The 23,400-nt window shown below is 71.6% G+C and carries 17 protein-coding genes and 4 pseudogenes; 10 read left to right on the top strand and 11 right to left on the bottom strand.

Going from position 1 to position 23,400, the window contains the following annotated elements; genetic code table 11:
- Positions 1-8 precede the first annotated feature (8 nt).
- The 4 genes from OG524_RS32635 to OG524_RS32620 are packed head-to-tail and all read right to left on the bottom strand — an operon-like array spanning position 9 to position 4,324.
- Entirely contained in the window at positions 9-788 is a 780-nt protein-coding gene (locus tag OG524_RS32635; RefSeq protein ID WP_405386869.1) for a CDP-alcohol phosphatidyltransferase family protein, read from the bottom strand.
- On the bottom strand, positions 766-1,827 hold the full coding sequence (locus tag OG524_RS32630; RefSeq protein WP_405386871.1) for an iron-containing alcohol dehydrogenase family protein: 1,062 nt from the start codon (positions 1,825-1,827) through the stop codon (positions 766-768). The genes OG524_RS32635 and OG524_RS32630 overlap by 23 nt, the downstream gene beginning before the upstream one ends.
- A complete protein-coding gene (locus OG524_RS32625) occupies positions 1,815-2,552 on the bottom strand; it encodes a sugar phosphate nucleotidyltransferase (RefSeq protein WP_405386873.1) in 738 nt (245 codons plus the stop codon). Before OG524_RS32625 ends, OG524_RS32630 begins: the two co-directional genes overlap by 13 nt.
- The gene (locus OG524_RS32620) at positions 2,549-4,324 is read right to left on the bottom strand and encodes a DUF5941 domain-containing protein (RefSeq protein WP_405393028.1); all 1,776 of its coding nucleotides are present in this window, start codon (positions 4,322-4,324) and stop codon (positions 2,549-2,551) included. The genes OG524_RS32625 and OG524_RS32620 overlap by 4 nt, the downstream gene beginning before the upstream one ends.
- Positions 4,325-4,657: 333 nt before the next feature.
- On the opposite strand from OG524_RS32620, the gene galE reads away from it, so the two are divergent.
- The 4 genes from galE to idi all read left to right on the top strand — a co-directional run bounded on the left by galE (position 4,658) and on the right by idi (position 8,952).
- Entirely contained in the window at positions 4,658-5,641 is a 984-nt protein-coding gene (galE, locus tag OG524_RS32615) for a UDP-glucose 4-epimerase GalE (protein WP_405386875.1), read from the top strand.
- Positions 5,642-5,803: 162 nt separating this feature from the next.
- Positions 5,804-6,745 (top strand): cation diffusion facilitator family transporter, encoded by a 942-nt coding sequence (locus tag OG524_RS32610; RefSeq protein WP_405386877.1) that lies wholly within the window; start codon positions 5,804-5,806, stop codon positions 6,743-6,745.
- A gap of 207 nt (positions 6,746-6,952) precedes the next feature.
- Positions 6,953-8,212, top strand: a complete 1,260-nt coding sequence (locus tag OG524_RS32605) for a GNAT family N-acetyltransferase (RefSeq protein WP_405386879.1) — start codon at positions 6,953-6,955, stop codon at positions 8,210-8,212.
- Positions 8,213-8,358: 146 nt separating this feature from the next.
- Positions 8,359-8,952, top strand: coding sequence for an isopentenyl-diphosphate Delta-isomerase (idi, locus tag OG524_RS32600; RefSeq protein WP_405812190.1), 594 nt, complete (start codon positions 8,359-8,361; stop codon positions 8,950-8,952).
- Between the two features lie 67 nt (positions 8,953-9,019).
- Here the strand turns inward: idi and OG524_RS32595 are convergent, their stop codons facing one another.
- Together OG524_RS32595 and OG524_RS32590 are read right to left on the bottom strand one after the other, a co-directional pair.
- The gene (locus tag OG524_RS32595) at positions 9,020-9,475 is read right to left on the bottom strand and encodes an ATP-binding protein (RefSeq protein ID WP_405386882.1); all 456 of its coding nucleotides are present in this window, start codon (positions 9,473-9,475) and stop codon (positions 9,020-9,022) included.
- A gap of 149 nt (positions 9,476-9,624) precedes the next feature.
- Positions 9,625-10,212 (bottom strand): HdeD family acid-resistance protein, encoded by a 588-nt coding sequence (locus tag OG524_RS32590; RefSeq protein WP_405386884.1) that lies wholly within the window; start codon positions 10,210-10,212, stop codon positions 9,625-9,627.
- Positions 10,213-10,292: 80 nt separating this feature from the next.
- On the opposite strand from OG524_RS32590, the gene OG524_RS32585 reads away from it, so the two are divergent.
- Positions 10,293-11,078, top strand: a complete 786-nt coding sequence (locus OG524_RS32585) for an enoyl-CoA hydratase/isomerase family protein (protein ID WP_405386886.1) — start codon at positions 10,293-10,295, stop codon at positions 11,076-11,078.
- Here OG524_RS32585 and OG524_RS32580 read toward each other — a convergent pair.
- Positions 11,032-11,701, bottom strand: a pseudogene (locus OG524_RS32580) (DJ-1/PfpI family protein). The gene OG524_RS32585 and the pseudogene OG524_RS32580 overlap by 47 nt on opposite strands.
- A gap of 20 nt (positions 11,702-11,721) precedes the next feature.
- Positions 11,722-12,683, bottom strand: a pseudogene (locus OG524_RS32575) (GlxA family transcriptional regulator).
- 148 nt (positions 12,684-12,831) lie between these two features.
- On the opposite strand from OG524_RS32575, the gene OG524_RS32570 reads away from it, so the two are divergent.
- The 5 genes and pseudogenes from OG524_RS32570 (at position 12,832) to OG524_RS32550 (ending at position 18,392) form a co-directional block, all read left to right on the top strand.
- The gene (locus OG524_RS32570; protein ID WP_405812189.1) at positions 12,832-13,695 is read left to right on the top strand and encodes an SCO6745 family protein; all 864 of its coding nucleotides are present in this window, start codon (positions 12,832-12,834) and stop codon (positions 13,693-13,695) included.
- An 83-nt stretch (positions 13,696-13,778) separates the two neighbouring features.
- The gene (locus tag OG524_RS32565; protein WP_405393029.1) at positions 13,779-13,910 is read left to right on the top strand and encodes an LPFR motif small protein; all 132 of its coding nucleotides are present in this window, start codon (positions 13,779-13,781) and stop codon (positions 13,908-13,910) included.
- A 150-nt stretch (positions 13,911-14,060) separates the two neighbouring features.
- Entirely contained in the window at positions 14,061-16,565 is a 2,505-nt protein-coding gene (locus OG524_RS32560; protein ID WP_405812188.1) for a Tex family protein, read from the top strand.
- Between the two features lie 504 nt (positions 16,566-17,069).
- A pseudogene (locus OG524_RS32555) lies at positions 17,070-17,612 on the top strand (RICIN domain-containing protein); the annotation flags it as partial.
- 135 nt (positions 17,613-17,747) lie between these two features.
- Positions 17,748-18,392, top strand: coding sequence for a pectate lyase (locus OG524_RS32550; RefSeq protein ID WP_405393030.1), 645 nt, complete (start codon positions 17,748-17,750; stop codon positions 18,390-18,392).
- A gap of 83 nt (positions 18,393-18,475) precedes the next feature.
- Here OG524_RS32550 and OG524_RS32545 read toward each other — a convergent pair whose 3' ends face one another.
- The 3 genes and pseudogenes from OG524_RS32545 to OG524_RS32535 all read right to left on the bottom strand — a co-directional run bounded on the left by OG524_RS32545 (position 18,476) and on the right by OG524_RS32535 (position 23,393).
- Complete coding sequence (locus OG524_RS32545) at positions 18,476-20,116, bottom strand: ABC-F family ATP-binding cassette domain-containing protein (RefSeq protein WP_405386892.1); 1,641 nt, start codon at positions 20,114-20,116, stop codon at positions 18,476-18,478.
- A gap of 191 nt (positions 20,117-20,307) precedes the next feature.
- Positions 20,308-22,047 (bottom strand): BCCT family transporter, encoded by a 1,740-nt coding sequence (locus OG524_RS32540; RefSeq protein WP_405812187.1) that lies wholly within the window; start codon positions 22,045-22,047, stop codon positions 20,308-20,310.
- A 74-nt stretch (positions 22,048-22,121) separates the two neighbouring features.
- Positions 22,122-23,393: pseudogene (locus OG524_RS32535) on the bottom strand (M14 family zinc carboxypeptidase).
- Between the last annotated feature and the right edge of the window lie 7 nt (positions 23,394-23,400).

Here is a 23,400-nt window from a genome sequence, read left to right as displayed (position 1 = left end):
GGGGGAGCTCACTTCAGCCTGCTGGACGCCAGGATCGACACCAGGTGCAGGACGGTCTGGAGAAGGGCGATGCCGGCCAGGACGGCGACCGCGAGGCGGCTGAAGAAGAGGTCGTCCCTGACCGTGTCGAGGACGGCGGCCACCAGGATGACGAACGACGCCTCGATGCCGAGGATCAGCCGGTGGAACTTGAGCGCGCCGGCGGCCCGTCGGGCGAACGCCATGCCGGAGGAGCGCGGCTCGGACGCGGCCTCCTTGACGGGCGGCAGCCCGCCCTGGTGACGGGCGACCCCGACGAGGTCCGTCTCGGCCTTGATCAGGATGGCGCCGAGCGCGGCGAGCGTGCCCAGGAAGGCCCACAGCCAGTCGATGCGTCCGGGGCCCCACAGGTCGGCGGCACGCAGGCCGAAGCCGACCAGCACCGCCGCGTCGCACAGATAGGCGGCCACCCGGTCCAGATAGACCCCGCCCAGCGAGAACTGCTTCTTCCAGCGGGCCACTTCACCGTCGACGCAGTCGAACAGCAGGTAGAGCTGAACCGCGAGCACACCGAGCAGGGCCCCGGGGATGCCCGGGATCAGCAGGGCGGGCGCCGCGAGCACACCGGCGACGGTCATCACGTAGGTCAGCTGGTTGGGCGTGATCCTGGTGGTCACCAGGCGCCGGGTGATGCGCAGGGAGATCTCGCGCATGTAGAGCCGACCTGCCCAGTGCTCGCCACTGCGCCGGTCCTTCACGCCCGGAGGGTGCACGACCGGGCGGAGTTCAGCTATGGATGGCTTTTGCATAGTCGGCGTACGCGTCCCTGATCTGGTCGGTGGACAGGTTGAGGTGTTCCAGGATCGTGAAGCGTCCCGGGCGCGTCTGCGGGGCGTACTCGACGGCCCGCACGAACTCTTCGGCGGTGAAGCCGATCTCGCCGGGCAGCACCGGCAGGCCGTGGCGCCGCAGCACGGACGCCATGTGCAGCGACTCCTCGCGGGCGCCCCGCAGGTGCATGGCGAAGCAGGCGCCGAGGCCGACCTGCTCGCCGTGGCTGGCCGCGCGCTTCGGGTACAGCAGGTCGAAGGCGTGGTTGATCTCGTGGCAGCCGCCCGAGGCGGGCCGGGAGTCCCCGGCGACCGACATCGAGATGCCGGTCAGGACGAGCCCTTCGGCCAGCACCTTGAGGAACGCGTCGTCGCCGACCCCTCCGGGGTGGCGCAGGACGGCTTCGCCCGCCTGCCGGGCCATGGCCGCCGCGAGTCCGTCGATCTCCTCGCCCTGGATCTCGTGGGCGAGCTCCCAGTCGGCGACGCAGGAGATGTTGGAGACCGCGTCCCCGATGCCCGAGCGCACGAAGCGTGCGGGGGCCTCGCGGATCACGTCGAGGTCGATCACGACGGCGATCGGGGTGGGGACCCCGTAGGAGCCGCGCCCGTTGTCGTTGTCCAGGGTCGCGACCGGGGAGCAGAGCCCGTCGTGGGACAGGTTCGTCGCGACGGCGACCATGGGCATGCCGACCCGCGCCGCGGCGTACTTCGCCACGTCGATGATCTTCCCGCCGCCGAGGCCGACGACGGCGTCGTAGCGGTTGCCCTTGATTCCGTCGGCGAGCCGGACCGCGGAGTCGATCGTGCCGTCGGTGACCGGGTACCAGTCGGCTCCCGGCAGCAGCGGGGCGAGCCTCTCGCGCAGGGCGCGCCCCGATCCTTCGCTGATCGCGATGGCGAGCTTGCCCGACGCGGAGATCCGCTGGTCGGCGAGGAGACCGGCCAGATCGTCCATGGCGCCGCGCCGGATGTCGACGACGACCGGGGACGGGATGAGGCGGGTCAGTACAGGCACGCGATCTCCCTGCCGCGGGCGAGGTCGTCGTGGTTGTCGATCTCGACCCAGGTGACCTCGCCGATGGGTGCCACGTCGACGGTGAAGCCGCGGTTCACGAGCTCCTGGTAGCCGTCCTCGTAGTAGAGGTCGGGGTCGCGCTCGAACGTGGCCTTCAGCGCGTCGGCGAGCTCCTCGGCGGCCTCGGGCTCGATCAGCGTGACGCCGATGTACTCGCCGGTCGCGGTGGCCGGGTCCATCAGCTTGGTGATCCGGCGTACGCCCTTCTCGCCGTCGGTGATGACCTTCATCTCCTCGTCGGCGAGGTTCTTCACCGTGTCGAGGGCGAGGATGATCTTCCGGCCCTCACCGCGGGCGTCCAGCAGGGTCCGCTCGACGGAGACCGGGTGCACGGTGTCGCCGTTGGCGAGGATGACGCCCTGCTTCAGGACCTCACGGGCGCACCAGAGGGAGTAGGCGTTGTTCCACTCCTCGGCCTTGTCGTTGTCGATGAGCGTCAGCTTCACGCCGTACGTCGCCTCGAACTCGGCCTTGCGGGCGTAGACGGCTTCCTTGCGGTAGCCGACGACGACCGCCACCTCGGTGAGTCCGACCTCGGCGAAGTTGGCCAGGGTCAGGTCGAGGACCGTCTTCTCGCCGTCCACGGGCACCAGGGCCTTGGGCAGGGTGTCCGTGTAGGGACGCAGACGGCGTCCGGCACCGGCAGCCAGTACGAGGCCGATCATGCGAGTTCTCCTTCGTCGTGTACGGCGGGGGCCGAGGAGGACACCCAGAAGCGGATGGACTCCACGAGCACCACCAGAGCCACGGCCGCCGCGAGCGCGGTCAGAGCCGTGGTGAAAGCTGAGGCTCCGGTCAGTACGGCGGCGAGTACGGCCACGACCAGGGTCCGGCCCTCGTGCCCGCCGATGGTGCGCACCAGCCACTGGGGCGGGGCGCCGGTACCGCCTCGGATGCGGTAGACCGTGTCGTAGTGATGGTAGGCGACGGCGGAAACCAGGCCGAATGCCGCGGGAACGGCGTGCGGCACATCGCTGCGGGCCGCCAGGACGAGGACCGTGCAGTATTCCGCGGCCCGGAAGACCGGGGGCACCAGCCAGTCGAGCGCGCCCTTGAGCGGCCGCGAGACCGCGAGGCCCGAGGAGACCGCGTACACCACTGCGGCGCCGACGGTCGGCCAGCCGCCGTAGGGCGTGAACAGGGCCGCGGCGACCAGCACCAGGGCTCCGGCGAATGCCAGCAGCGGGGCGGTGAAGCCGCCGCCCGGGCGGCGGACCACTGCGGCGACGGCCTGCGCGAGCGGTCCCGAGTCGGCGAGGTCGGCCAGCGCCCCCGCCGCCCGGTCGGTGCGCCGCGCCTTGCGGGTCAGCGAGCGGAGCAGCCGGCCGGCCGTGGTGTAGCAGGCGGCCAGGGAGCAGCCGACGAGGAGGGCGTAGAAGACGATCCGGGGCGTGCTGACCGCGGTCAGCACGGCGATCATGGCCCAGCGTTCACCGATGGGCAGCACTATCATCCTGCGCAGCCAGACCGTCCAGCCGACGCTGTCGAGCTTGTCGGAGAGCGCGGCGGTGGGGCTCGTGTTGGAGACCGCGTCGTGGTTGGCCTCGTTGAACGAGAAGTCGACGACATGGCGGCAGGCCTGGAGCACCATCGCGCCGAGTGCGAGGACCCACACATCGTCGCCGCCCCGGGCGGCACCGAGGGCGAGGCCCGCGTAGTACGCGTACTCCTTGGCCCGGTCGAAGGTGGCGTCCAGCCAGGCGCCCATCGTCGAGTACTGCAGCGAGTAGCGGGCGAGCTGCCCGTCGGTGCAGTCCAGGACGAACGAGAGGAGCAGGAGCACGCCGGCCGCGACGTAGCCGCCGCGGGTGCCGGTCGCCGCGCTGCCGGCCGCGATCAGGGCGGTGATCAGCGAGGCGGTGGTGACCTGGTTCGGGGTGAGGCCCCGGCGGGCGCACCAGCGGGCGATGTAGCGGGAGTACGGGCTGATGAAGTACGTGGTGAAGAACCCGTCGTGGGCCTTCACGGCGCTGCGCAGCCGTACGGCCTCGTCGTCCACGGCGGCGACGGCGGCCTGTGCGGCGCCCCGGTCCTCGGGGCCGGTGGGCACCGCGGCGGTGAGCGAGCCCAGCTCGGGCCGCTGCACCGGAGTGCCCTCGGCGTCCAGGGCCACCGCGAGGCGGCCGGGCACCGTGCGGTCCTCGGCGACGGGTTCGGCGACGGAGGGAGCCACGGGGCTGCCGGCGCCGACCGCGGCCACGACCCTGCGCAGGGCGCGGAGCAGCGCGGCCCGTGCCTCGGGCTGCGCGGTGAGCGCTCCGGGGACGGTGGCGGCGGCGAAGCGGGGGTCGGTGAGTCCGAGCCTGAGGGCGTGGACATGGCCGACGAAGCGGGGGTCGACGAGGGCGACGCGCCGGTTCGCGGGGACCGCTGCGAGCAGCTCGGCGGCCTCGGTCGCGTCGGTGGCGGCCCTTACGTCGAAGCCGAGTGACCGCAGATCGTCCTCGAGCGACGATCCGGGTACCGGCGCACCGGTGAGGATGGCGGTCGACAGACGAACTCACTCCTTGGTGCTGACGGGAACGGCGCGCGACAGTGCGGCCCGGAGGTGGGCCGGCGGCGCATCGGCTGAGGCTATCGGATGAACGGAAGGCCGAGTTCACCGGCCGTTTGTGCTCCGTTCGGGCGAATCGGCCATGATGCGGCGCCGTTCGCGATCATCATCGTCGATCAGTGCCTCGCCCCACAAACCGCGCTCGGCCCGCGACCTGCGGGCCGAGCGGGGGAGGGCCGCGCCGGGCCGGACTCCGGTCGGCCTAAGCTGACGCGTATGACGTGGTTGATCACAGGCGGGGCCGGTTACATCGGGGCACATGTGGCGAGGGCCATGACGGGGGCCGGGGAGAAGGTCGTCGTGCTCGACGACATCTCGACGGGCATCGCCGGGCGGCTGCCCGCGGAAGTCGAGCTGGTGCGCGGCTCGGCACACGACCGCGGGCTGCTCGACCGGGTGCTGGCCGAGCACGCGATCACGGGTGTGGTGCATCTCGCGGCGAAGAAGCAGGTCGGCGAGTCCGTCGAGAAGCCGCTGCTCTACTACCGGGAGAACGTGGCCGGCCTCACCGTGCTCCTGGAGGCCGTGGTCGCGGCCGGTGTGCGGCGGTTCCTGCTCTCCTCGTCCGCGGCGGTGTACGGCGTCCCGGACACCGACCTCATCACCGAGGAGACCCCGTGCGCGCCCATCAACCCCTACGGCGAGACCAAGCTCGTCGGTGAGTGGATGGTGCGGGCGACGGGGCGGGCGCACGGGCTCTCCACCGCCTGTCTGCGGTACTTCAACGTGGCGGGCGCCGCCGGGCCCGAGCTGTCCGACACGGGTGTCTTCAACGTCGTGCCGATGTTCTTCGAACGGCTGACGCGCGGTGAGGCACCGCGGATCTTCGGCGACGACTACCCGACACCGGACGGCACCTGTGTCCGTGACTACATCCACGTCGCCGATCTGGCGGACGCGCACCTCGCCGTGGCCGGGAAGCTGGCCGGCCAGGCTCCGGGCGAGGATCTGACCGTGAACATCGGCCGCGGCGAGGGCGTCTCGGTGCGGCAGCTCGCCGACCTGGTGGGCGAGGTCACCGGCCGGCCCGTGGAGCCCGTGGTCGAGGCGCGCAGGCCGGGTGACGCGGCCCGTGCCGTCGCGTCGGCCGCCCGGATGACCGAGGAGCTGGGCTGGACGGCCCGGCGCGGGGTGCGCGAGATGGTCGAGTCGGCCTGGGAGGGCTGGTGCCTGCGTCATCCAAAGGCCCGCGCCGAATGACCCGGGGCGCCGCGCCGACGCTCTGACCTGCGAACGTTTCCGCAGGTCAGAGCACATGACAACGGTGTTCAGTCCCGTGTTGCCCGATACCCCCCGCCCGTAGTTCACTGGCCGTATCGGGCGGTCGGCGCCCGAGTGCACGACGCGTTCCGGAGGCGTTCCATGGGGGCTGGCCACGATCACGGGCATACGCACGGAGGGCCGCCGCCGACGGGCACGGCCGCCGCCGCGTACAAGGGCCGCCTCAGGGTCGCGCTGGGCATCACGCTCGGCGTCATGGTCATGGAGATCGTCGGCGGGCTGCTCTCCGACTCTCTCGCCCTGATCGCGGACGCGGCCCATATGGCGACCGACGCGCTCGGCCTGGGCATGGCCCTGCTCGCGATCCACTTCGCCAACCGGCCGGCCGGACCCAACCGCACCTTCGGCTTCGCCCGCGCCGAGATCCTCGCGGCGCTGGCCAACTGCCTGCTGCTCCTGGGAGTCGGCGGCTATCTGGTCTTCGAGGCCGTGGACCGCTTCATCACCCCGGCCGAGACACGCGGCGGACTGGCCATCGTGTTCGCCGCCGTGGGCCTGGTCGCCAACGTCGTCTCCCTGTCCCTGCTGATGCGCGGGCAGAAGGACAGCCTGAACGTGCGGGGCGCCTATCTGGAGGTGGTCGCGGACACCCTCGGCTCGGTCACGGTGCTGGTCTCGGCGGGCATCATCATGGCCACCGGCTGGCAGGCCGCCGACCCGATCGCCTCGCTGCTGATCGGCCTCATGATCGTCCCGCGGACGGTGAAGCTGCTGCGCGAGACGCTCAACGTGCTGCTGGAGTCGGCACCCAAGGGCGTCGACATGGAAGAGGTACGCGCCCACATCACGGCCCTGCCCGGGGTGCTGGACGTCCACGACCTGCACGCCTGGACGATCACCTCGGGCATGCCTGTCCTGTCCGCGCACGTGGTCGTGCACCAGGAGATGCTGGACTCGATCGGGCACGAGAAGCTCCTGCACGATCTGCAGGGCTGCCTGGGCCATCACTTCGACGTCGAGCACTGCACCTTCCAGCTGGAGCCGAGCGGGCACGCTGAGCACGAGGCGAGGCTCTGCCACTGAGCGGGACCGGCCCGGGTGTTAGGGTCTCCGGCGTACGTTCGAGTGCGGAGCCCGTGAGAGAGAAGGAGCTGAGGTTGATGACTGTCGCGACGACGGCTGCCCGGCGCAGCAATCGGTCCTTCCTCATCTCCCGGGTTCGCGGCTAGCTCCGCGGCTGTTCCACGCCGCCGCGTCGGCCGGAGCCCTCTCACCCAAGGGTTTCCCACGTTGACCGACCACACGTACGACGCTTTCTTCGCACTGCACCACCGACTGCCCCGGCAGAGCCCGGGTTCTGACGCCACCACGCGTCGGCTGCTCGCCCTCGCCGGTCCGCAGCCCGTCCGCCCGCGCGTCCTCGACCTGGGCTGCGGTCCCGGCCGGGCCGCCCTGCTGCTCGCCGCCGAGGCGGGTGCCGAGGTGACGGCGGTCGATCTGCACCAGCCGTTCCTCGACGAGTTGCGCGAGGCCGCCGACGCCCGCGGGCTCGGCGACCGGATCCGTACCGTCCGGGCCGACATGGCGGACCTCACCGGCCCCGATTTCGCCGACGGTTCCTTCGACCTGGTCTGGGCCGAGGGCTCGGCGTACTGCATCGGGTTCGACACCGCGGTGCGTGACTGGCAGCGGCTGCTCGTCCCGGGTGGCTCGATGGTGGTCACCGAGTGCGTCTGGACCACCGCATCCCCGTCCGCCGGGGCCCGCGCCTTCTGGGAGGAGGAGCAGCACACCTCGCTGCGCACGGCCGGGGCCACCACGGCCGCTGCCGTCGAGGCGGGCTGCCATGTGCTCGGGGTGCTGACGCAGCCCGAGAGCGACTGGGACGAGTACTACGTCCCGCTGGCCGGGAGGGTGGCTGCGGCCGACCCGTCGCTTCCCGGCATGGAGGCAGCACTCGCGGCCACCCGTGGGGAGCTGGCCGCGCGGCGCGCGTACGGCGGCGAGTACGGCTACGCCGGTTATGTGCTGCGCCCCTTCGATCCTCGCTGGCGCACCCGTCCGGAGGAGCCCGCCGACCGCGAGGCGGTGCACGGCGTCGTCTCGGCGGCGTTCCGCACCCGGGCCGAGGCGGCGCTGGTCGACGCGTTGCGCACCGACGTCGACGCCTGGCTGCCCGGTCTGTCGTACGTGGCCGAGGCACCGGACGGTTCCGTGGCGGCACACGCCCTGCTGACCCGGTGCCGGGTCGGGGACGCGCCGGTACTCGCGCTGGCCCCGGTGGCGACCGCCCCCGGTCATCAGCACCGGGGAGCGGGCAGGGCGGTCGTGCGGGCGGCTCTGGACGCGGCGCGGCTGCGGGGCGAGTCACTCGTCCTGGTGCTCGGTCATCCCGGCTGCTACCCGGCGTTCGGCTTCGTACCGGCGTCGCGGTTCGGGATCCGGGCCGGCTTCGACGTTACCGACGGGGCGATGATGGCGCTGGTCCTGGACGCGTCCGTGCCGGTACCGGCGGGCACGATCCGCTGTCCGGCCGCCTTCGGGGTCTGACGCTGCGTCCGCCCCGGCGTGCCCGTCGGGGTACGGCGGGGCGGACATGCCAGCACCCGAAGTGAGGACAAGCGGCTTTTGTACGGCAGACTTGTCCGACCAGAGGGCCCGGCGCACCAGGCCGGGTGCCAAAGCGAAGGATGGGTATGCCGACCACACCAGCCACCGCGGCGCACAGCTCGTCGAACGGCACCGCAGACGCGATCATGCTCGAACTGGTCGACGAGAGCGGCACCACCATCGGCACCGCGGAGAAGCTCGCCGCCCACCAGGCTCCCGGTCAGCTGCACCGGGCCTTCTCCGTCTTCCTCTTCGATGAGCAAGGACGGCTGCTGCTGCAGCGCCGCGCGCTCGGCAAGTACCACTCCCCCGGCGTGTGGTCGAACACCTGCTGCGGTCATCCGTACCCGGGCGAGGCGCCCTTCGCGGCAGCCGCCCGGCGTACGTACGAGGAGCTCGGGATCTCACCCTCGCTGCTCGCCGCCGCGGGCACGGTGCGCTACAACCACCCGGACCCGGTGTCGGGGCTGGTGGAGCAGGAGTTCAACCACCTGTTCGTCGGCATGGTCCAGGAGCAGCTGCGGCCGGACGCGGAGGAGGTCGGCGAGACGGCGTACGTGACCGCGGGTGAGCTCGCGGAGCGGCACGCGGCCGCCCCGTTCTCCGCCTGGTTCATGACGGTGCTGGATGCCGCGCGCCCCGCCATCCGGGAGCTGACGGGTCCCTCCGCGGGCTGGTGACGTCGCGCGGCGGACGTGGGCGGCGACGGGACGGCGGCCGCGACGTCGCGCGGCGGACGTGGGGCGGTCAGAGCTGCGTCTTCAGGGGCAGCGCCGCCCAGATGACCTTGCCGCCTCCCGCCGTGTGCTCCACGTCGCAGGTGCCGCCCGCCTCGGCGGTGACCTCACGGACCAACAGGAGCCCCCGCCCGCCGGTCTGCCCGTAGTCGGTGACCAGGGCGGTGGGGCGGTAGGGGTGGTTGTCCTCGACGGACACCCTGATCCATTCGGCTCCGACGGCCACCTCGACGGCGAGCTCGGGCGAGAGCAGCGCCGCGTGCCTGACCGCGTTGGTGACCAGTTCCGAGACGATCAGCAGCAGGCCGTGCAGGACGTCGTCGTCGACGGGTACGCCCTGCCGGTCGAGCAGGTCCCTCACTGCGTGCCGGGCCTGCGGCACCGAGGCGTCGACGGCGGGGGCGGTGAAGCGCCACACCCCTTCGTACGACACGGGATGGGCCGGAACACTCCCGCGGCTCTCCATGGACCGGCACCCGCTCTCGACTCGCACCTCACTGACTGTCGAGTGATGAGTGTCGGGAAGAGCCTGGTCCGTACCGAGCCACTGACCATAAGTGGTCAGTTATGGAAGCAATTTGACTGAGTGGGTATGACGGCGTCAGATGAAAGGCACTACTTCTCGTCCGCTTCGGGCGTCATCTGGTCGGTGACCAGGCTGACCATGCGTCTGCCGCCGACCCCGATCGCGATCAGCCCGAGGCCGTCGAAGAGCAGGGCCAGCGAGAAGAAGCAGCCGAGCACGTAGAGGCTGCTGTGCGGCCAGTCGAAGAGCACCAGCAGTCCCAGCAGCAGCCCGAACGCCCCTTGCAGCAGCGTCCAGCCGAACTGCGGGCCGCGCACGACCACACTGCCGACCAGCCGGAACACTCCCCCGGCGAGGAAGAGCAGCGCGGCGAACATGGTCAGCGCCTCGGCCGTGCCCGCCGGGTGGCGCAGGACGACGACCCCGGCCGCGATGTTCAGCGCGGCGACGACCACGCCCAGCCAGAAGTACGGGGTGCCCCGGGCCTGGATCGCGTGGAGCAGGCCGACGAGGCCTCCGATGAGCAGCAGCCAGCCGAAGAGGAACATCGAGGTGAGGGTGGCGACAGCGGTGTGGACGAGGCCGACGAGCCCCGCGATCACCAGTAGGACGCCGAGCAGTGCGAGCCCGCCGAAACTGCGGTTGAGCTTCTTGCCCTCGGTCGTGGGTCCGGCCATCGACAGCTCCTCAGGGTGCGTGCCCGCTTCGCGACCCCTTCTTGATCATAGGTACGGAGCGTACGGATAGCATCCGGCGCATGGATCCCAGGGAGCAGGCGCGGCTGGAGCACACCGTCTCGGACGGCGTCGCCCGCGTCGTCATCAGCAACCCCGCCAAGCGGAACGCGATGACCACGGACATGTGGCGGTCGCTGCCCGGCCTGCTGGAGCGGCTGGCCGCCGACCCGGCGGTCCGGGTGCTGGTGCTCACCGGCGCCGGGGACACCTTCTGCGCCGGCGCGGACATCGGCTCGCTCCGGGAGCCGGGCAGCCGGGCGCAGGAGCTCGCCGTGCGGGCGGAGGAGGCCCTGGCGGCGTTCCCCCGCCCGACGCTGGCCGCGGTGCGCGGGTACTGCGTGGGCGGCGGCGGTCAGCTCGCGGCGGCCTGCGATCTGCGGTTCGCCGAGGAGGGCGCGTCGTTCGGTGTCACCCCGGCCAAGCTCGGGATCGTCTACCCCTCCTCGTCGACCCGTCGGCTGGTCGCACTGGTCGGCCCGGCCACGGCGAAGTTCCTGCTCTTCTCGGGCGAACTGATCGGAACGGAGCGGGCCCTGCGCGCGGGTCTGGTGGACGAGGTGCTGCCGGCGGGCGGACTGGAGGCGCGGGTGCGGTCGTTCGCGCGGGTCCTGGCGTCGCGTTCGCAGCTGACCCAGGCCGCGGCGAAGGAGTTCGCCGACGGCCGTGCGGACCGGGACGCGTACTGGTCGGAGCAGGCACGCGGAAGCGGCGACACCGCGGAGGGGGTCGCCGCCTTCCTGGAGCGCCGTGCGCCCCGCTTCACCTGGACCACGCAGTCGGCGGGGACCGCCGCTGGCGCAGGATGAACCGGCGGCCGTCCCGGAACTTCTCGACCAGGGCGGCCGGGGCCTTCGCGGGGGACCCGGCGTCGTAGGGCGGCTGGGGGGTCGTACTCGGTGAGGAGCTGGACTGCCTGGGCGTGCTCGTCCCCGGCGATCCGGCCGAGCAGGGTGAGACCCATGTCGATGCCGGAGGACACTCCGGCGGCCGTGACGTACTTGCCGTCGAACACGACGCGCTCGCCGGTCGGCTCCGCCCCGTAGGTCCTGAGGACGTCGAGGGCCAGCCAGTGCGAGGTGGCGCGGCGGCCGTCGAGCAGTCCGGCCGCCGCGAGCAGCGGCGACCCGGTGCACACCGACGTCGTCCAGGTGCTGGTGGCGTCGGCCGTGCGCAGCCAGCCGAGCAGGGTGTCGTTCTCCATCTGGGCGCTCTGCCCGGGACCGCCGGGCACGATGACCAGGTCGGGGGCGGGAACGTCGGCGAGCGTACGGTCGGCGACGAGCGAGAGGCTGCCGCTGTCGTTGCGCACCGGCCCGGTCCGCTCGGCGACGAACACGGTCTCGGCGCCGGGGGTGCGACTGAGGGTCTCGTAGGGGCCCACGGCGTCGAGGGCGGTGAAGCGGTCGAAGAGCACGATGGCGATCTGCACAGGATTCCTCGGGGTCGGTGTCAGGACCGCACGGGCTGTGGGTGGAATCGCCGCCGGTATTCGGCCGGCGCCGTTCCGAGTGCCTTGACGAAGGCGCGGCGCATCGCCTCCGGGGTGCCGTAGCCGCTGGCGCGGGAGATTCCGGCGACGCCGCCGGTGGTGTCCTCCAGGAGGCGGCGGGCCTGTTCGAGGCGGACCCGCTCGACGTAGCGGCCCGGGGTCAGGCCGGTCTCGGCCCGGAAGGCGCGGGCGAAGTGGCGGGGTGAGAGCCGGGCACGGGCAGCGAGGGCCTCGACGGACAGATCGGCGTCCGGGTGTTCGGTGATCCAGTGCTGTACGTCCCGCAGCGGCTCGCGGACGGCGGTCTGGGCGGTCAGCTGGGCGCTGAACTGGGCCTGGTTCCCGGGGCGCCGCAGGAAGACGACGAGGTGGCGGGCCACGGTGAGTGCCACGTCGCGGCCGTGTTCCTCCTCGACCAGGGCGAGGGCGAGGTCGATGCCGGCGGTGACGCCCGCGGAGGTGGCCAGCCGTCCGTCGCGTACGAAGATCGGGTCGGGGTCCACCTCGACCGCCGGGTGGTCACGGGCGAGCGTCTCGCAGACGGCCCAGTGGGTGGTCACGCGGTGGCCGTCGAGCTGCCCGGCCGCGGCGAGCAGCAGGCCCCGGAACAGACGGAGACCAACTGCCCGGCGTGTGGGGCGTTCTCACGCAGCCAGTCGATGAGTGCCGGATCGGGGGTGCGGGTCCCGGACCCGCCGGCGACGAGGAGCATGTCGGGCACGTCCGCGTCGGCGAGAGCGCCGTCGGGGACCAGGGTGAGGCCGTTGGAGCAGCGGACCGGCGCACCGGTCAGGGAGGCGGTGCGCAGCTCGTAGGAGATCCCCGGGATGCGGGATGCCCCGGCGAAGACCTCCATCGGGCCGCTCACGTCGAGGCTCAGCACGTCCTCGAAGAGGACGACGAGCACGGATCGCTGCTTCATGCCTGCCATCCTGGGCGGCCCGGCCCGATGGCTGCAATGACGAGTCCCCCACCTTTCCTGCCATCCTGGGGTCATGCGCGGGATGCGGTCCATGTCACCTGGGCCCCGGGGGTTACATGACATACCGACCAGTCGGTAACGTGCTGGTATGAGCACTCTTCCGCCGCGCGCCGGGCGCCGCTGCCACAACTCGGTCAACCCCCTGCACTCCTGTGTCTACTTCTCCCCCGACCTGGGCAAGGAGTTCGCCGAGCTCGGCGTCGACGACCCGAGCGCCGCCTACTTCGCCGCCCGCGGCGCGGCGCTGGGCGCCGTCGGGGCCGGAGCGGTCACGGCCACCTTCTACAACTTCAACCCCGAGCTGGTGGCCCGCCATCTGCCCGCCGTGTGGTCCGTCGTCCCGCCCCGGGCAGCACTCGACGCGCGGCTGCGCGCCGCCGACTCGACGCTGCGCCGGGTACTCGGCGAGGGCGCCGTCACCTCCCCCGGGATGGCGGAGGCCGCCGGGCTGGCTCTGCGCGCCGCGGAGGCCTGCACGCGCCACGCCCGGCCGCTGTACGCCGCCCACGCCGATCTGCCGGTGCCGGACGAGCCGCACCTGGCGTTCTGGCACGCGGCGACGCTGCTGCGCGAGCACCGGGGCGACGCCCACCTCGCCGCCCTGCTCGCGGCCGGACTCGACCCCGTCGAGGCCATGGTCAGCCACACCGCGACCGGCAAGGGCATGACGCCCCGCTGGGTCCTCGCCACCCGTGGCTGGCGGCGTACCGACTGGGACGCGGCGGTGGAGCGGCTGCGTGCGCGCGGCCTGCTGGACGACGCGGGCGAGCTGACGGACGCGGGCACGGCCCTCAGGGCGGACCTGGAGGGGGCGACGGACCGGATGGACGCCGCGCCGTACGAGCACCTGGGCGCGGAGGGAGTGGAGCGGCTGACCGAGCTGGCGCGCGGATACCTGTTCGCCGCGGCGGCCGCCGGGGCGTTCCCGGGCGGCCTCGTCGGAAAGGGCTGAGTCCCGGGCCGGCCGGGACGGATGTTTACCGGCCGCGGTCGGGGTCAGGCGCACGGACACGACAGTCCCCGACGAAGGAGAACATCATGCGCACGATCGCGGACGTCTTCCGCACCATCGGCTCCGCCGTGGGGACCGTGGTGACGCTCCCCTTCCGCCTGGTGGCCAAGCTCTTCGGCGGTGCGTCGCGCGGCGGCCGGACCCGGCGCGCCTGAGCGAGGTCCTCGGCGCCGCGTCCGACGAGGTCACGCGACACGGCACCCCGCCACCCGGCACAATGCAGGCGAAGGGGACCACCCCGGATGTGGACCATTCCGTGGCACACAGCCAGCACAGCCAGTACGAGAAGGCGAGTCGGGAAAACCGTGACGACGTCCATCGAAGGCAGGATCGCCGAGGAGCTCGGCGTACGCGAGCGTCAGGTGAAGGCCGCCGTCGAGCTGCTCGACGGCGGCTCGACCGTGCCGTTCATCGCGCGCTACCGCAAGGAAGCGACCGAGATGCTCGACGACGCGCAGCTGCGCACGCTCGAGGAACGGCTGCGGTATCTGCGGGAGCTGGAGGACCGTCGTACGGCGGTCCTCGAGTCCGTACGCGAGCAGGGCAAGCTCGACGCGGCGCTGGAGGCACAGATCCGGGCGGCCGACACCAAGGCGCGTCTGGAGGACATCTATCTGCCGTTCAAGCCGAAGCGCCGCACGAAGGCGCAGATCGCGCGCGAGGCGGGGCTGGAGCCGCTGGCGGACAGACTGCTCGGCGACCCGTCGGCGGACCCGGCAGCCGCCGCGGCCACGTTCGTCGACGCGGACAAGGGTGTGGCGGACCCGGCGGCAGCCCTGGAGGGTGCCCGCTCCATCCTGGCCGAGCGTTTCTCGGAGGACGCCGACCTGACCGGTGAGCTGCGTGAACGCATGTGGTCGCGCGGGCGGGTCGTGGCGAAGGTGCGCGACGGCAAGGAGGAGGCGGGCGCGAAGTTCGCCGACTACTTCGATTTCGCCGAGCCGTTCACCGCGCTGCCCTCGCACCGGGTCCTGGCCATGCTCCGGGGCGAGAAGGAGGACGTGCTCGACCTGGTCCTGGAGCCCGAGGAGCCCCGGGACCAGGTCGAGCAGCCGGGCCCGTCCACGTACGAGAACATGATCGCCCGCCGGTTCGGCGTCGCCGACCGTGGCAGGCCGGGTGACAAGTGGCTGGGCGACACGGTGCGCTGGGCCTGGCGGACGCGGATCCTGGTGCACCTCGGGATCGACATGCGGCTGCGGCTGCGCACGGCTGCGGAGGACGAGGCGGTGCGCGTCTTCGCGTCGAACCTGCGTGATCTGCTGCTCGCCGCACCGGCCGGCACCCGCGCGACGCTGGGGCTCGACCCCGGCTTCCGTACCGGGGTGAAGGTCGCCGTGGTGGACGCCACCGGCAAGGTCGTCGCGACGGAGGTCATCCATCCGCACGTGCCGGCGAACAAGTGGGACCAGTCGCTGGCCACGCTGGCGCGGCTGGCGAAGGAGCACCAGGTCGACCTGATCGCGATCGGCAACGGCACGGCGTCCCGCGAGACCGACAAGCTCGCCGGTGAACTGTGCGACAAGCACCCGGAGTTGAAGCTCACCAAGGTGATGGTGTCGGAGGCGGGCGCGTCCGTGTACTCGGCGTCGGCCTTCGCCTCGCAGGAACTCCCCGACATGGACGTGTCGTTGCGCGGCGCCGTGTCGATCGCCAGGCGGCTGCAGGACCCGCTGGCCGAGCTGGTGAAGATCGACCCGAAGTCGATCGGCGTCGGCCAGTACCAGCACGACCTGTCCGAGGTGAAGCTGTCGCGTTCGCTGGACGCGGTCGTGGAGGACTGTGTGAACGGTGTCGGTGTCGACGTCAACACCGCCTCGGCACCGCTGCTCTCCCGGGTGTCGGGCATCGGTTCCGGTCTCGCCGAGAACATCGTGGCGCACCGGGACACCAACGGTCCGTTCCGGTCCCGCCGGGCACTGAAGGACGTGGCACGGCTGGGACCGAAGGCGTACGAGCAGTGCGCGGGCTTCCTCCGGATCCGGGGCGACGACCCGCTGGACGCGTCGAGTGTGCACCCGGAGGCCTACCCGGTGGTGCGGACGATGGCGAAGACGACGGGCGGGGACGTCGCCTCGCTCATCGGCAACACGGGTGTCCTGCGGTCGCTGCGGGCCGACGACTTCGTGGACGAGAAGTTCGGACTGCCGACGGTCTCGGACATCCTCAAGGAGCTGGAGAAGCCGGGCCGTGACCCGCGCCCGGCCTTCAGGACGGCCACGTTCAAGGAGGGCGTCGAGAAGATCGGCGACCTGGCCTCAGGCATGGTGCTCGAGGGTGTCGTCACGAACGTCGCGGCCTTCGGCGCGTTCGTGGACATCGGCGTCCACCAGGACGGTCTGGTGCACGTGTCGGCGATGTCGCGGACGTTCGTCAAGGACCCGAGGGACGTCGTCAAGCCGGGCGACATCGTGAGGGTGAAGGTCATGGACGTCGACATCCCGCGCAAGCGGATCTCACTGACGCTGCGACTGGACGACGAGGCCTCGGCCGCGCAGGGCGGCGGCCAGGGGCAGGGCCAGCGGCGTGAGCGGAACGGCCAGGGCGACGGCGAGCGCCCGCCGCGCCAGCGGCAGGGCGGTCAGGGGCAGGGCGGTCAGGGGCAGCGGCAGGCGGCGCAGGGCGACGGCGGTCGTCAGGGCGGCGGTCAGGGGCAGCGACAGCCGCAGGGCGGCGGCCAGGGGCGTGGGCGCGACGGCGGCCAGGGCGCCGCTGCCCGTCCGGCCGCCGCACCGGCCAACAGTGCGATGGCCGACGCGTTGCGGCGCGCAGGACTGACGGGTTCCGACCGCGGCGGCCGTAAGCGCTGAGGCGACGGAGCGGGCGGGCGGGAGCTCCTCCTGTCCGCCCGCTCCGTGCGTTCCGGGCCCCGGGGCGCCGGGCTCGGGGGCACAAGGCCGTTACGTGGAACGGGCGTTGCCCGAAGCATTGACATGTCCAGGACCCGCCGCCACCCTGATGCCAGTCACCGAAGAAAGCGCTTGCACAATGAGCGGCACGAGTCGGCACACCGCACGAACCGCGCACCGCACATCCGCGTGGACGACACCGTCACCGGCCGAACCATCCCCGGTCGGCCATCGCCACCCTGGTCGTCCGGGCTTCACGACCACCCCGGCACATCGCGCCGACTGATCGTCCGTACCAACTTCTTGACCGTTCGGAGTGGGTGACGTACCGTCACCGCTGTTCATATACGCGAACCTGGTTCATTGATCAGAATTCGTTCGGGAATCAGGAACGCCCTTCACCATCGCGCCCATCCACTGACAGGTGCCTGCGGAGGACACTGCAGGCGGTGAAAGGAATTTCCAGTGCGTACCAGGAATCAGCACGTCAGAAGGCGTGGCGGCCGTGCGGCCGCCTCACTTGTCGCCACGGTCTCGGTGATCGCCGCGGGCCTCACCGCACTGTTCGCGACCGGCTCGGCGACAGCCGCACCCGCCGCAGGCTCGTACAGCCTGAAGAACGCGGCCAGCGGACTGTGTCTGGGAGTACCGGGGGCGAGCTCCGCCGCGGGCACCCAGCTCGACCAGAGCGCCTGCGACGGTGCGGCCGACCAGACGTGGAAGCTCGCCGCCTCCGGCAGCGGCTACACCCTGGCCGCCGCGCACAGCTCCCGGTGCGCCGGGGTGAAGGACGCCTCCACCAGCGCGGGCAAGGCCGTCGAGCAGCAGAACTGCGGCGGTACGGCGACCCAGGTGTGGACGCTGACGGCGGTCAGCGGCAACACCTACCGGGTGGTCAACAGCAACGGCGGCAAGTGCCTCAACGTCAAGGACAGTTCGACGGCCTCGGGCGCCCTGGTCCAGCAGAACTCCTGTGACTCGGTGACCAGCAAGAACTGGACGTTCACCGCGTCGGGCACGACCCCCACGGACCCGCCCACCGATCCGACCGACCCGCCGACCGACCCGACCGATCCGCCGACCGACCCGGACTCCCCGCCGTCCTGGCCGACGGCCAACGGCAGCCAGGCCGTTTCCGCGACCATCGAGGTCTCGGGCACGTACGACGGTGGCCTGAAGCGCCTGTACGGCACCGGTGACCTGGGCAGTGGCGGCCAGGACGAGGACCAGCCTCCGATGATCAAGCTGGCTGACGGCGCCACCCTGCAGAACGTCATCCTCGGCGCTCCGGCCGCGGACGGTGTGCACTGCGCGGGCACCTGCACCCTCAAGAACGTCTGGTGGGAGGACGTGGGCGAGGACGCGGCCACCTTCCGCGGCGGCTCCTCCTCGACGGTCCGTACGATCGACGGCGGTGGCGCGAAGCTGGCGGAGGACAAGGTCTTCCAGCACAACGGCGTCGGCACCCTGGTCGTGAAGAACTTCCAGGTGGACGACTTCGGCAAGCTGGTCCGCTCCTGCGGCAACTGCTCCACGCAGAACGCCCGGCACATCCAGCTGCAGAACATCTGGGCGACGGCCCCCGGCACGAGCCTGGTCGGTATCAACACCAACTACGGCGACACGGCACGGATCTCGGGTGTCACGATCTACGAGGACGGCGACCGTGACATGAAGATCTGCACCAAGTACAGGGGAACGACCAGCGGCGAGCCGAGCGAGATCGGTTCGGGAGCGGACGGCACGAACTGCATCTACTCCGCGTCCGACATCAGCTACGTCGACTGACGTCGTCCCCCGAGCGCCACGCTCCCCGCACCACGCGCTCCGGACCCGCCCTTCCCGCACTTCGGGGAGGGCGGGTTCCCGCGTCAGTCGGTCTCGACGACCTTGCCGTCGACGACCTCGACCCGGCGGGTCGTGTGGACGGCGTCCAGCATCCGCCGGTCGTGCGTGACCAGCAGCAGGGTGCCGGTGTACGCGTCGAGCGCCGCTTCCAGCTGCTCGATCGCCGGCAGGTCCAGGTGGTTCGTCGGCTCATCCAGGACCAGCAGGTTGACGCCCTTGCCCTGGAGCAGTGCGAGGCCGGCGCGGGTGCGTTCGCCCGGGGAAAGTGTCGTGGCCGGACGCAGCACATGACCGGCGCGCAGACCGAACTTGGCGAGCAGGGTGCGGACCTCGGCCGGTTCGGTGTCGGGGACGGCGGCGCAGAAGGCGTCCAGCAGGCTCTCCGTGCCGTGGAAGAGTCTGCGGGCCTGGTCGACCTCACCGACGACGACGCCCGAGCCGAGCGAGGCGTGCCCGGAGTCCAGCGGCAGCCGGCCCAGCAGTGCGGCGAGCAGTGTGGACTTGCCCGCGCCGTTGGCACCGGTGATGGCGACGCGGTCGGCCCAGTCGATCTGCAGGGTGGCCGGGCCGAAGGCGAAGTCGCCGCGGGCCACGGCGGCGTCCCGGAGGGTGGCGACGACGGATCCGGAGCGCGGGGCGGAGGCGATCTCCATCCGCAGATCCCACTCCTTGCGGGGCTCCTCGACGACGTCGAGACGCTCGATCATGCGCTGCGTCTGCTTGGCCTTCGCGGCCTGCTTCTCACTGGCCTCGCTGCGGAACTTGCGGCCGATCTTGTCGTTGTCGGTCGCCTTGCGGCGGGCGTTCTTGACGCCCTTGTCCATCCAGCCGCGCTGCATCTGCGCGCGGCCCTCCAGCGCGGAGCGCTTGTCCGCGTACTCCTCGAACTCCTCGCGGGCGTGCGAGCGGGCGCGCTCGCGCTCCTCCAGATAGGAGGCGTAGCCGCCGCCGTAGAGGTTGACCTGCTGCTGGGCGAGGTCCAGTTCCAGCACCTTGGTGACCGTACGCATGAGGAACTCGCGGTCGTGACTGACGACGACGGTGCCGGCCCGCAGCCCGGACACGAAGCGTTCGAGGCGCTCCAGGCCGTCGAGGTCCAGGTCGTTGGTGGGCTCGTCGAGCAGGAACACGTCGTAGCGCGACAGCAGCAGCGACGCCAGTCCGGCGCGGGCCGCCTGGCCGCCGGAGAGCGCGGTCATGGGGAGGTCGAGGCCGACGGTCAGGCCGAGCTCGGCGGCCACCTCCTCGGCGCGTTCGTCGAGGTCGGCGCCACCGAGGGCGAGCCAGCGCTCCAGGGTCTCGGAGTACGCGTCGTCCGCGCCGGGCGCTCCGTCGACGAGCGCCTGGGTCGCGGTGTCCATCGCGGTCTGGGCGTCGGCGACACCGGTGCGGCGGGCGAGGAATTCCCGTACGGACTCGCCCGCGCGACGCTCGGGCTCCTGCGGGAGGTGTCCGACGGTGGCACCGGGCGGGGAGAGCCGCAGCTCGCCCTCCTCGGGCCGGTCGAGCCCGGCGAGCAGTCGCAGCAGCGACGATTTACCTGCGCCGTTGGCTCCGACGAGACCGATCACGTCGCCGGGTGCGACGACGAGGTCGAGTCCGGCGAAGAGCGTGCGGTCGCCGTGCCCGGCGGCGAGTTCCTTGGCGACGAGAGTGGCAGTCATCAGGGTGCCGATCCTAACGAACCCGCGCGGGCGTGTTCCCCGTGGACGACCTCGGTGGGACGACGACCGCGGTGGGAGGCGACGACCGCGGTGACCGACCCGCTCCCCCTTCGCGTGTTCCGCGTCTCGCGTTCAGCGGGTGCCCGGGTGACGATGGCGGCCCGGCCGGTGGGCCGGGCCGCGGTCCCCGGTCAGGCGGACGGGTCTTCCTTGTGCCGCCGGTCGGTGGTGATCTCCGCGGTGCCCGGACCGATCCGGATCTCGAAGTCCCCGTCGTACTTGGCGTGGCCTTCGATGACCGCGGATTCGACGGCTTCCACACCGAACTCCCTGCGGACGATCATCGGGTCCTGCCGCAGGTCCCGCATCAGCGAGACGCACATCCCGATCATCACGAGGGTGAAGGGGGCGGCGACCAGGATGGTGAGGTTCTGCAGCCCGGCCAGCGCGTCGCCCTTGCCGTTGCCGATGAGCAGCATGACCGCCGCGACGGCGCCCGTGACGACGCCCCAGAAGACGACGACCCACTTGGCGGGTTCGAGCACGCCCTTCTGGGAGAGGGTGCCCATCACGATCGAGGCGGCGTCCGCGCCCGAGACGAAGAAGATGCCCACCAGGACCATGACCAGGATGCTCATCACCGTGGCGGCGGGGAACTCCTGGAGCACGCCGAAGAGCTGGGCCTCCGGGGTGTCGCCGACGTCGCTGAGCCGGCCGGCCTCCTGCAGCTCGATCGCGGAGCCACCCATCACGGCGAACCAGACCAGGCTGACGGTGCTGGGCACCAGGATCACGCCGCCCACGAACTGCCGGATCGTCCGGCCCCGGCTGATCCTGGCGATGAACATGCCGACGAAGGGCGTCCAGGAGATCCACCAGGCCCAGTAGAAGACCGTCCAGCTGCCCAGCCAGTCGGCCACCTCGCCCTCGCCGGTCGCCTCGGTGCGCCCGGCGAGCTGGGCGAGGTCACCGAAGTACGCGGCGATCGAGGTGGGCAGCAGGTCGAGGATGATGATGGTGGGCCCGGCGATGAAGACGAAGATCACCAGGATCAGCGCGAGCACCATGTTGATGTTCGAGAGCCACTGGATGCCCTTCTCCACGCCGGACACCGCGGAGGCGACGAAGGCGACGGTCAGGACGGCGATGATCGCCACGAGGAGACCGGTGCCGGTCTTCTCCATCCAGTTGAGCTCCTGGAACCCGCTGCCGATCTGGAGCGCTCCGAGCCCCAGGGAGGCCGCGGATCCGAAGAGGGTGGCGAAGATGGCGAGGATGTCGATGATCCGGCCGCCGGTCCCGTGGGCGTGCCGGGTGCCGATGAGCGGTTCGAAGACGGCGCTGATCGTCTGCCGCCTGCGCCGCCGGTAGGTGCTGTACGCGATGGCGAGCCCGACGACCGCGTAGATCGCCCAGGGGTGCAGCGTCCAGTGGAAGAGCGTGGTCGCCATCGCCGTCTGCATCGCCTCGGCGGCGTCGACGGGGCGGGTGCCGGGGGGCGGATTGACGAAGTGGGCGAGCGGTTCGCTCACCCCGTAGAACATCAGGCCGATTCCCATGCCGGCGCTGAACATCATGGCGACCCAGGAGATCGTCCGGAATTCGGGCTCCTCACCCTCCTGGCCGAGCGAGATCGTCCCGTAGCGGCTGATCGCGAGCCAGAGTGCGAAGACGACGAACCCGGAGGCGGCCAGCATGAAGGCCCAACCACCGTTGTGGATCAGCCCGTTGAGCAACCGGGTGGAGACGCTTTCCAGCGAGTCCGTGGCCGTGGAGCCCCAGACCACGAAGGCGACGGTGAGCCCCGCCGTGACGCCGAAGACGACCCGGTCGGTCGTGGGGCGCCGGCCGTGGTGCGGGACCTCGGGCAGATCGGCCGTGACCGGCAGGTACTCACCCCGCCCGCCCGTTCCCTGCTCGTCGTGTGACACAAATGGCACCTTTCACGCAGTGCGAAATTTCGCTCTCCGTAGGCAGTACCACACACGGTGTGCATCTCGCGGGATCAACAAGCTGTAACGGCTTGACCGTTTGTGAGCCGATATGTTGCCCTTTCGTCCAACAGGAGCGGAATCAGCCGTCGGGCCGGCTGCCGCAGAGGTATGTACGCTCCGCCGTCGTCGGGACGTGAAGTGACACCGTGCAGGGCCAGTTCGTCGGCGACGTCCGCGTACTGCTCGGTGTCGAGCGGTAGCCGCAGGGTGGGTCCGGGAGGGTCTCGTCCGGTTCGGCGGAATCGTTGTCGGCGCTGCCGAGGTGGACCGGTCCTCGGTCGGCGAAGCCCGCGATGCGGGCCGCGGCGGTGGCGGCGGCGATCCGCCGTGCCGCTCCCGGACGAGGGAGAACAGCCCGTCGAGTGCGGCCTGCTGGGAGTCGGCCCTGCGGCGCCTGTCGAGTGCGGGATCGGCCCGCTCGGCGGCCGTGAGGGCGTTCGTCCGTGACTCGACGAGCAGGCTCACGGCGTGCTTGATGCCCGCGGTGTTGCGCAGGATCCGCTCCTGGCCGTCGCCCGCCGTCTGCTTGACGGGCTGCCCGTGGCGGGGCCGGTCCAGATCCCGTAGTGGCCGCCGCTGTATCCGGCCGCTGCCGCCGCGGGCCCCGCGTAGCGGTCGGCGAGGGTCCGCGAGGCGTCGTGCACCGGGCCCGCGGTGTTGAGGTTGCGTGGCCACAGGACGAAGAGGTCCTTGTCGTAGTACGGCGGGGTGGCACCGTATTCGTGCAGGTCGTGGACGATGTCGGGCCGTTGGTCACGGACGGCCCGGGCGATCGCCCGGGCTTCGGCCGTCCGCAGCGCGATGTGGTCGCGGTTGATGTCGACTCCGTCGGCGTTGCCACGGGTGTCCGCGGCCCGGCCCTCGGGGTTGGCGGCGGGCAGCACCAGGACCCGCGTACGGGACAGCAGCCTGCGGGTCTCCCGGTCCTCGGCACGGGAGAGGTCACGGACGGCGGACAGGCACGTCTCGCGGCCCGCCGGTTCGTCGCCGTGCCGGCTGCAGACAGGCAGGACCGTGACGGCCGCCGGGGTACGGGCACCGATGTGGCCGAGCCGGAGGGGGCGGCCCTGCCGCGTCGTACCGATCCGCTCGACCGACACGCGGTCGCTCGCCCGGTCGACGGCGGCGAGGCAGGACCGCTCCTTGGCCTCCCCGGTCCACCGCGCGCCCTCGCTGATCTCGAATCCGGTGCGGGGCACCAGGTGCGCGGCCTCGGCCCGCACCGTAGCGAAGGGCACGGCGAGCGCGACCGCCACGGCGACCGCCGCCAGGTCCCGCAGCACCCGTCGC

The organism is Streptomyces sp. NBC_01520, assembly GCF_045040375.1.
Taxonomy (GTDB): domain Bacteria; phylum Actinomycetota; class Actinomycetes; order Streptomycetales; family Streptomycetaceae; genus Streptomyces.
This window is presented reverse-complemented; position numbering and strand designations above follow the sequence as displayed.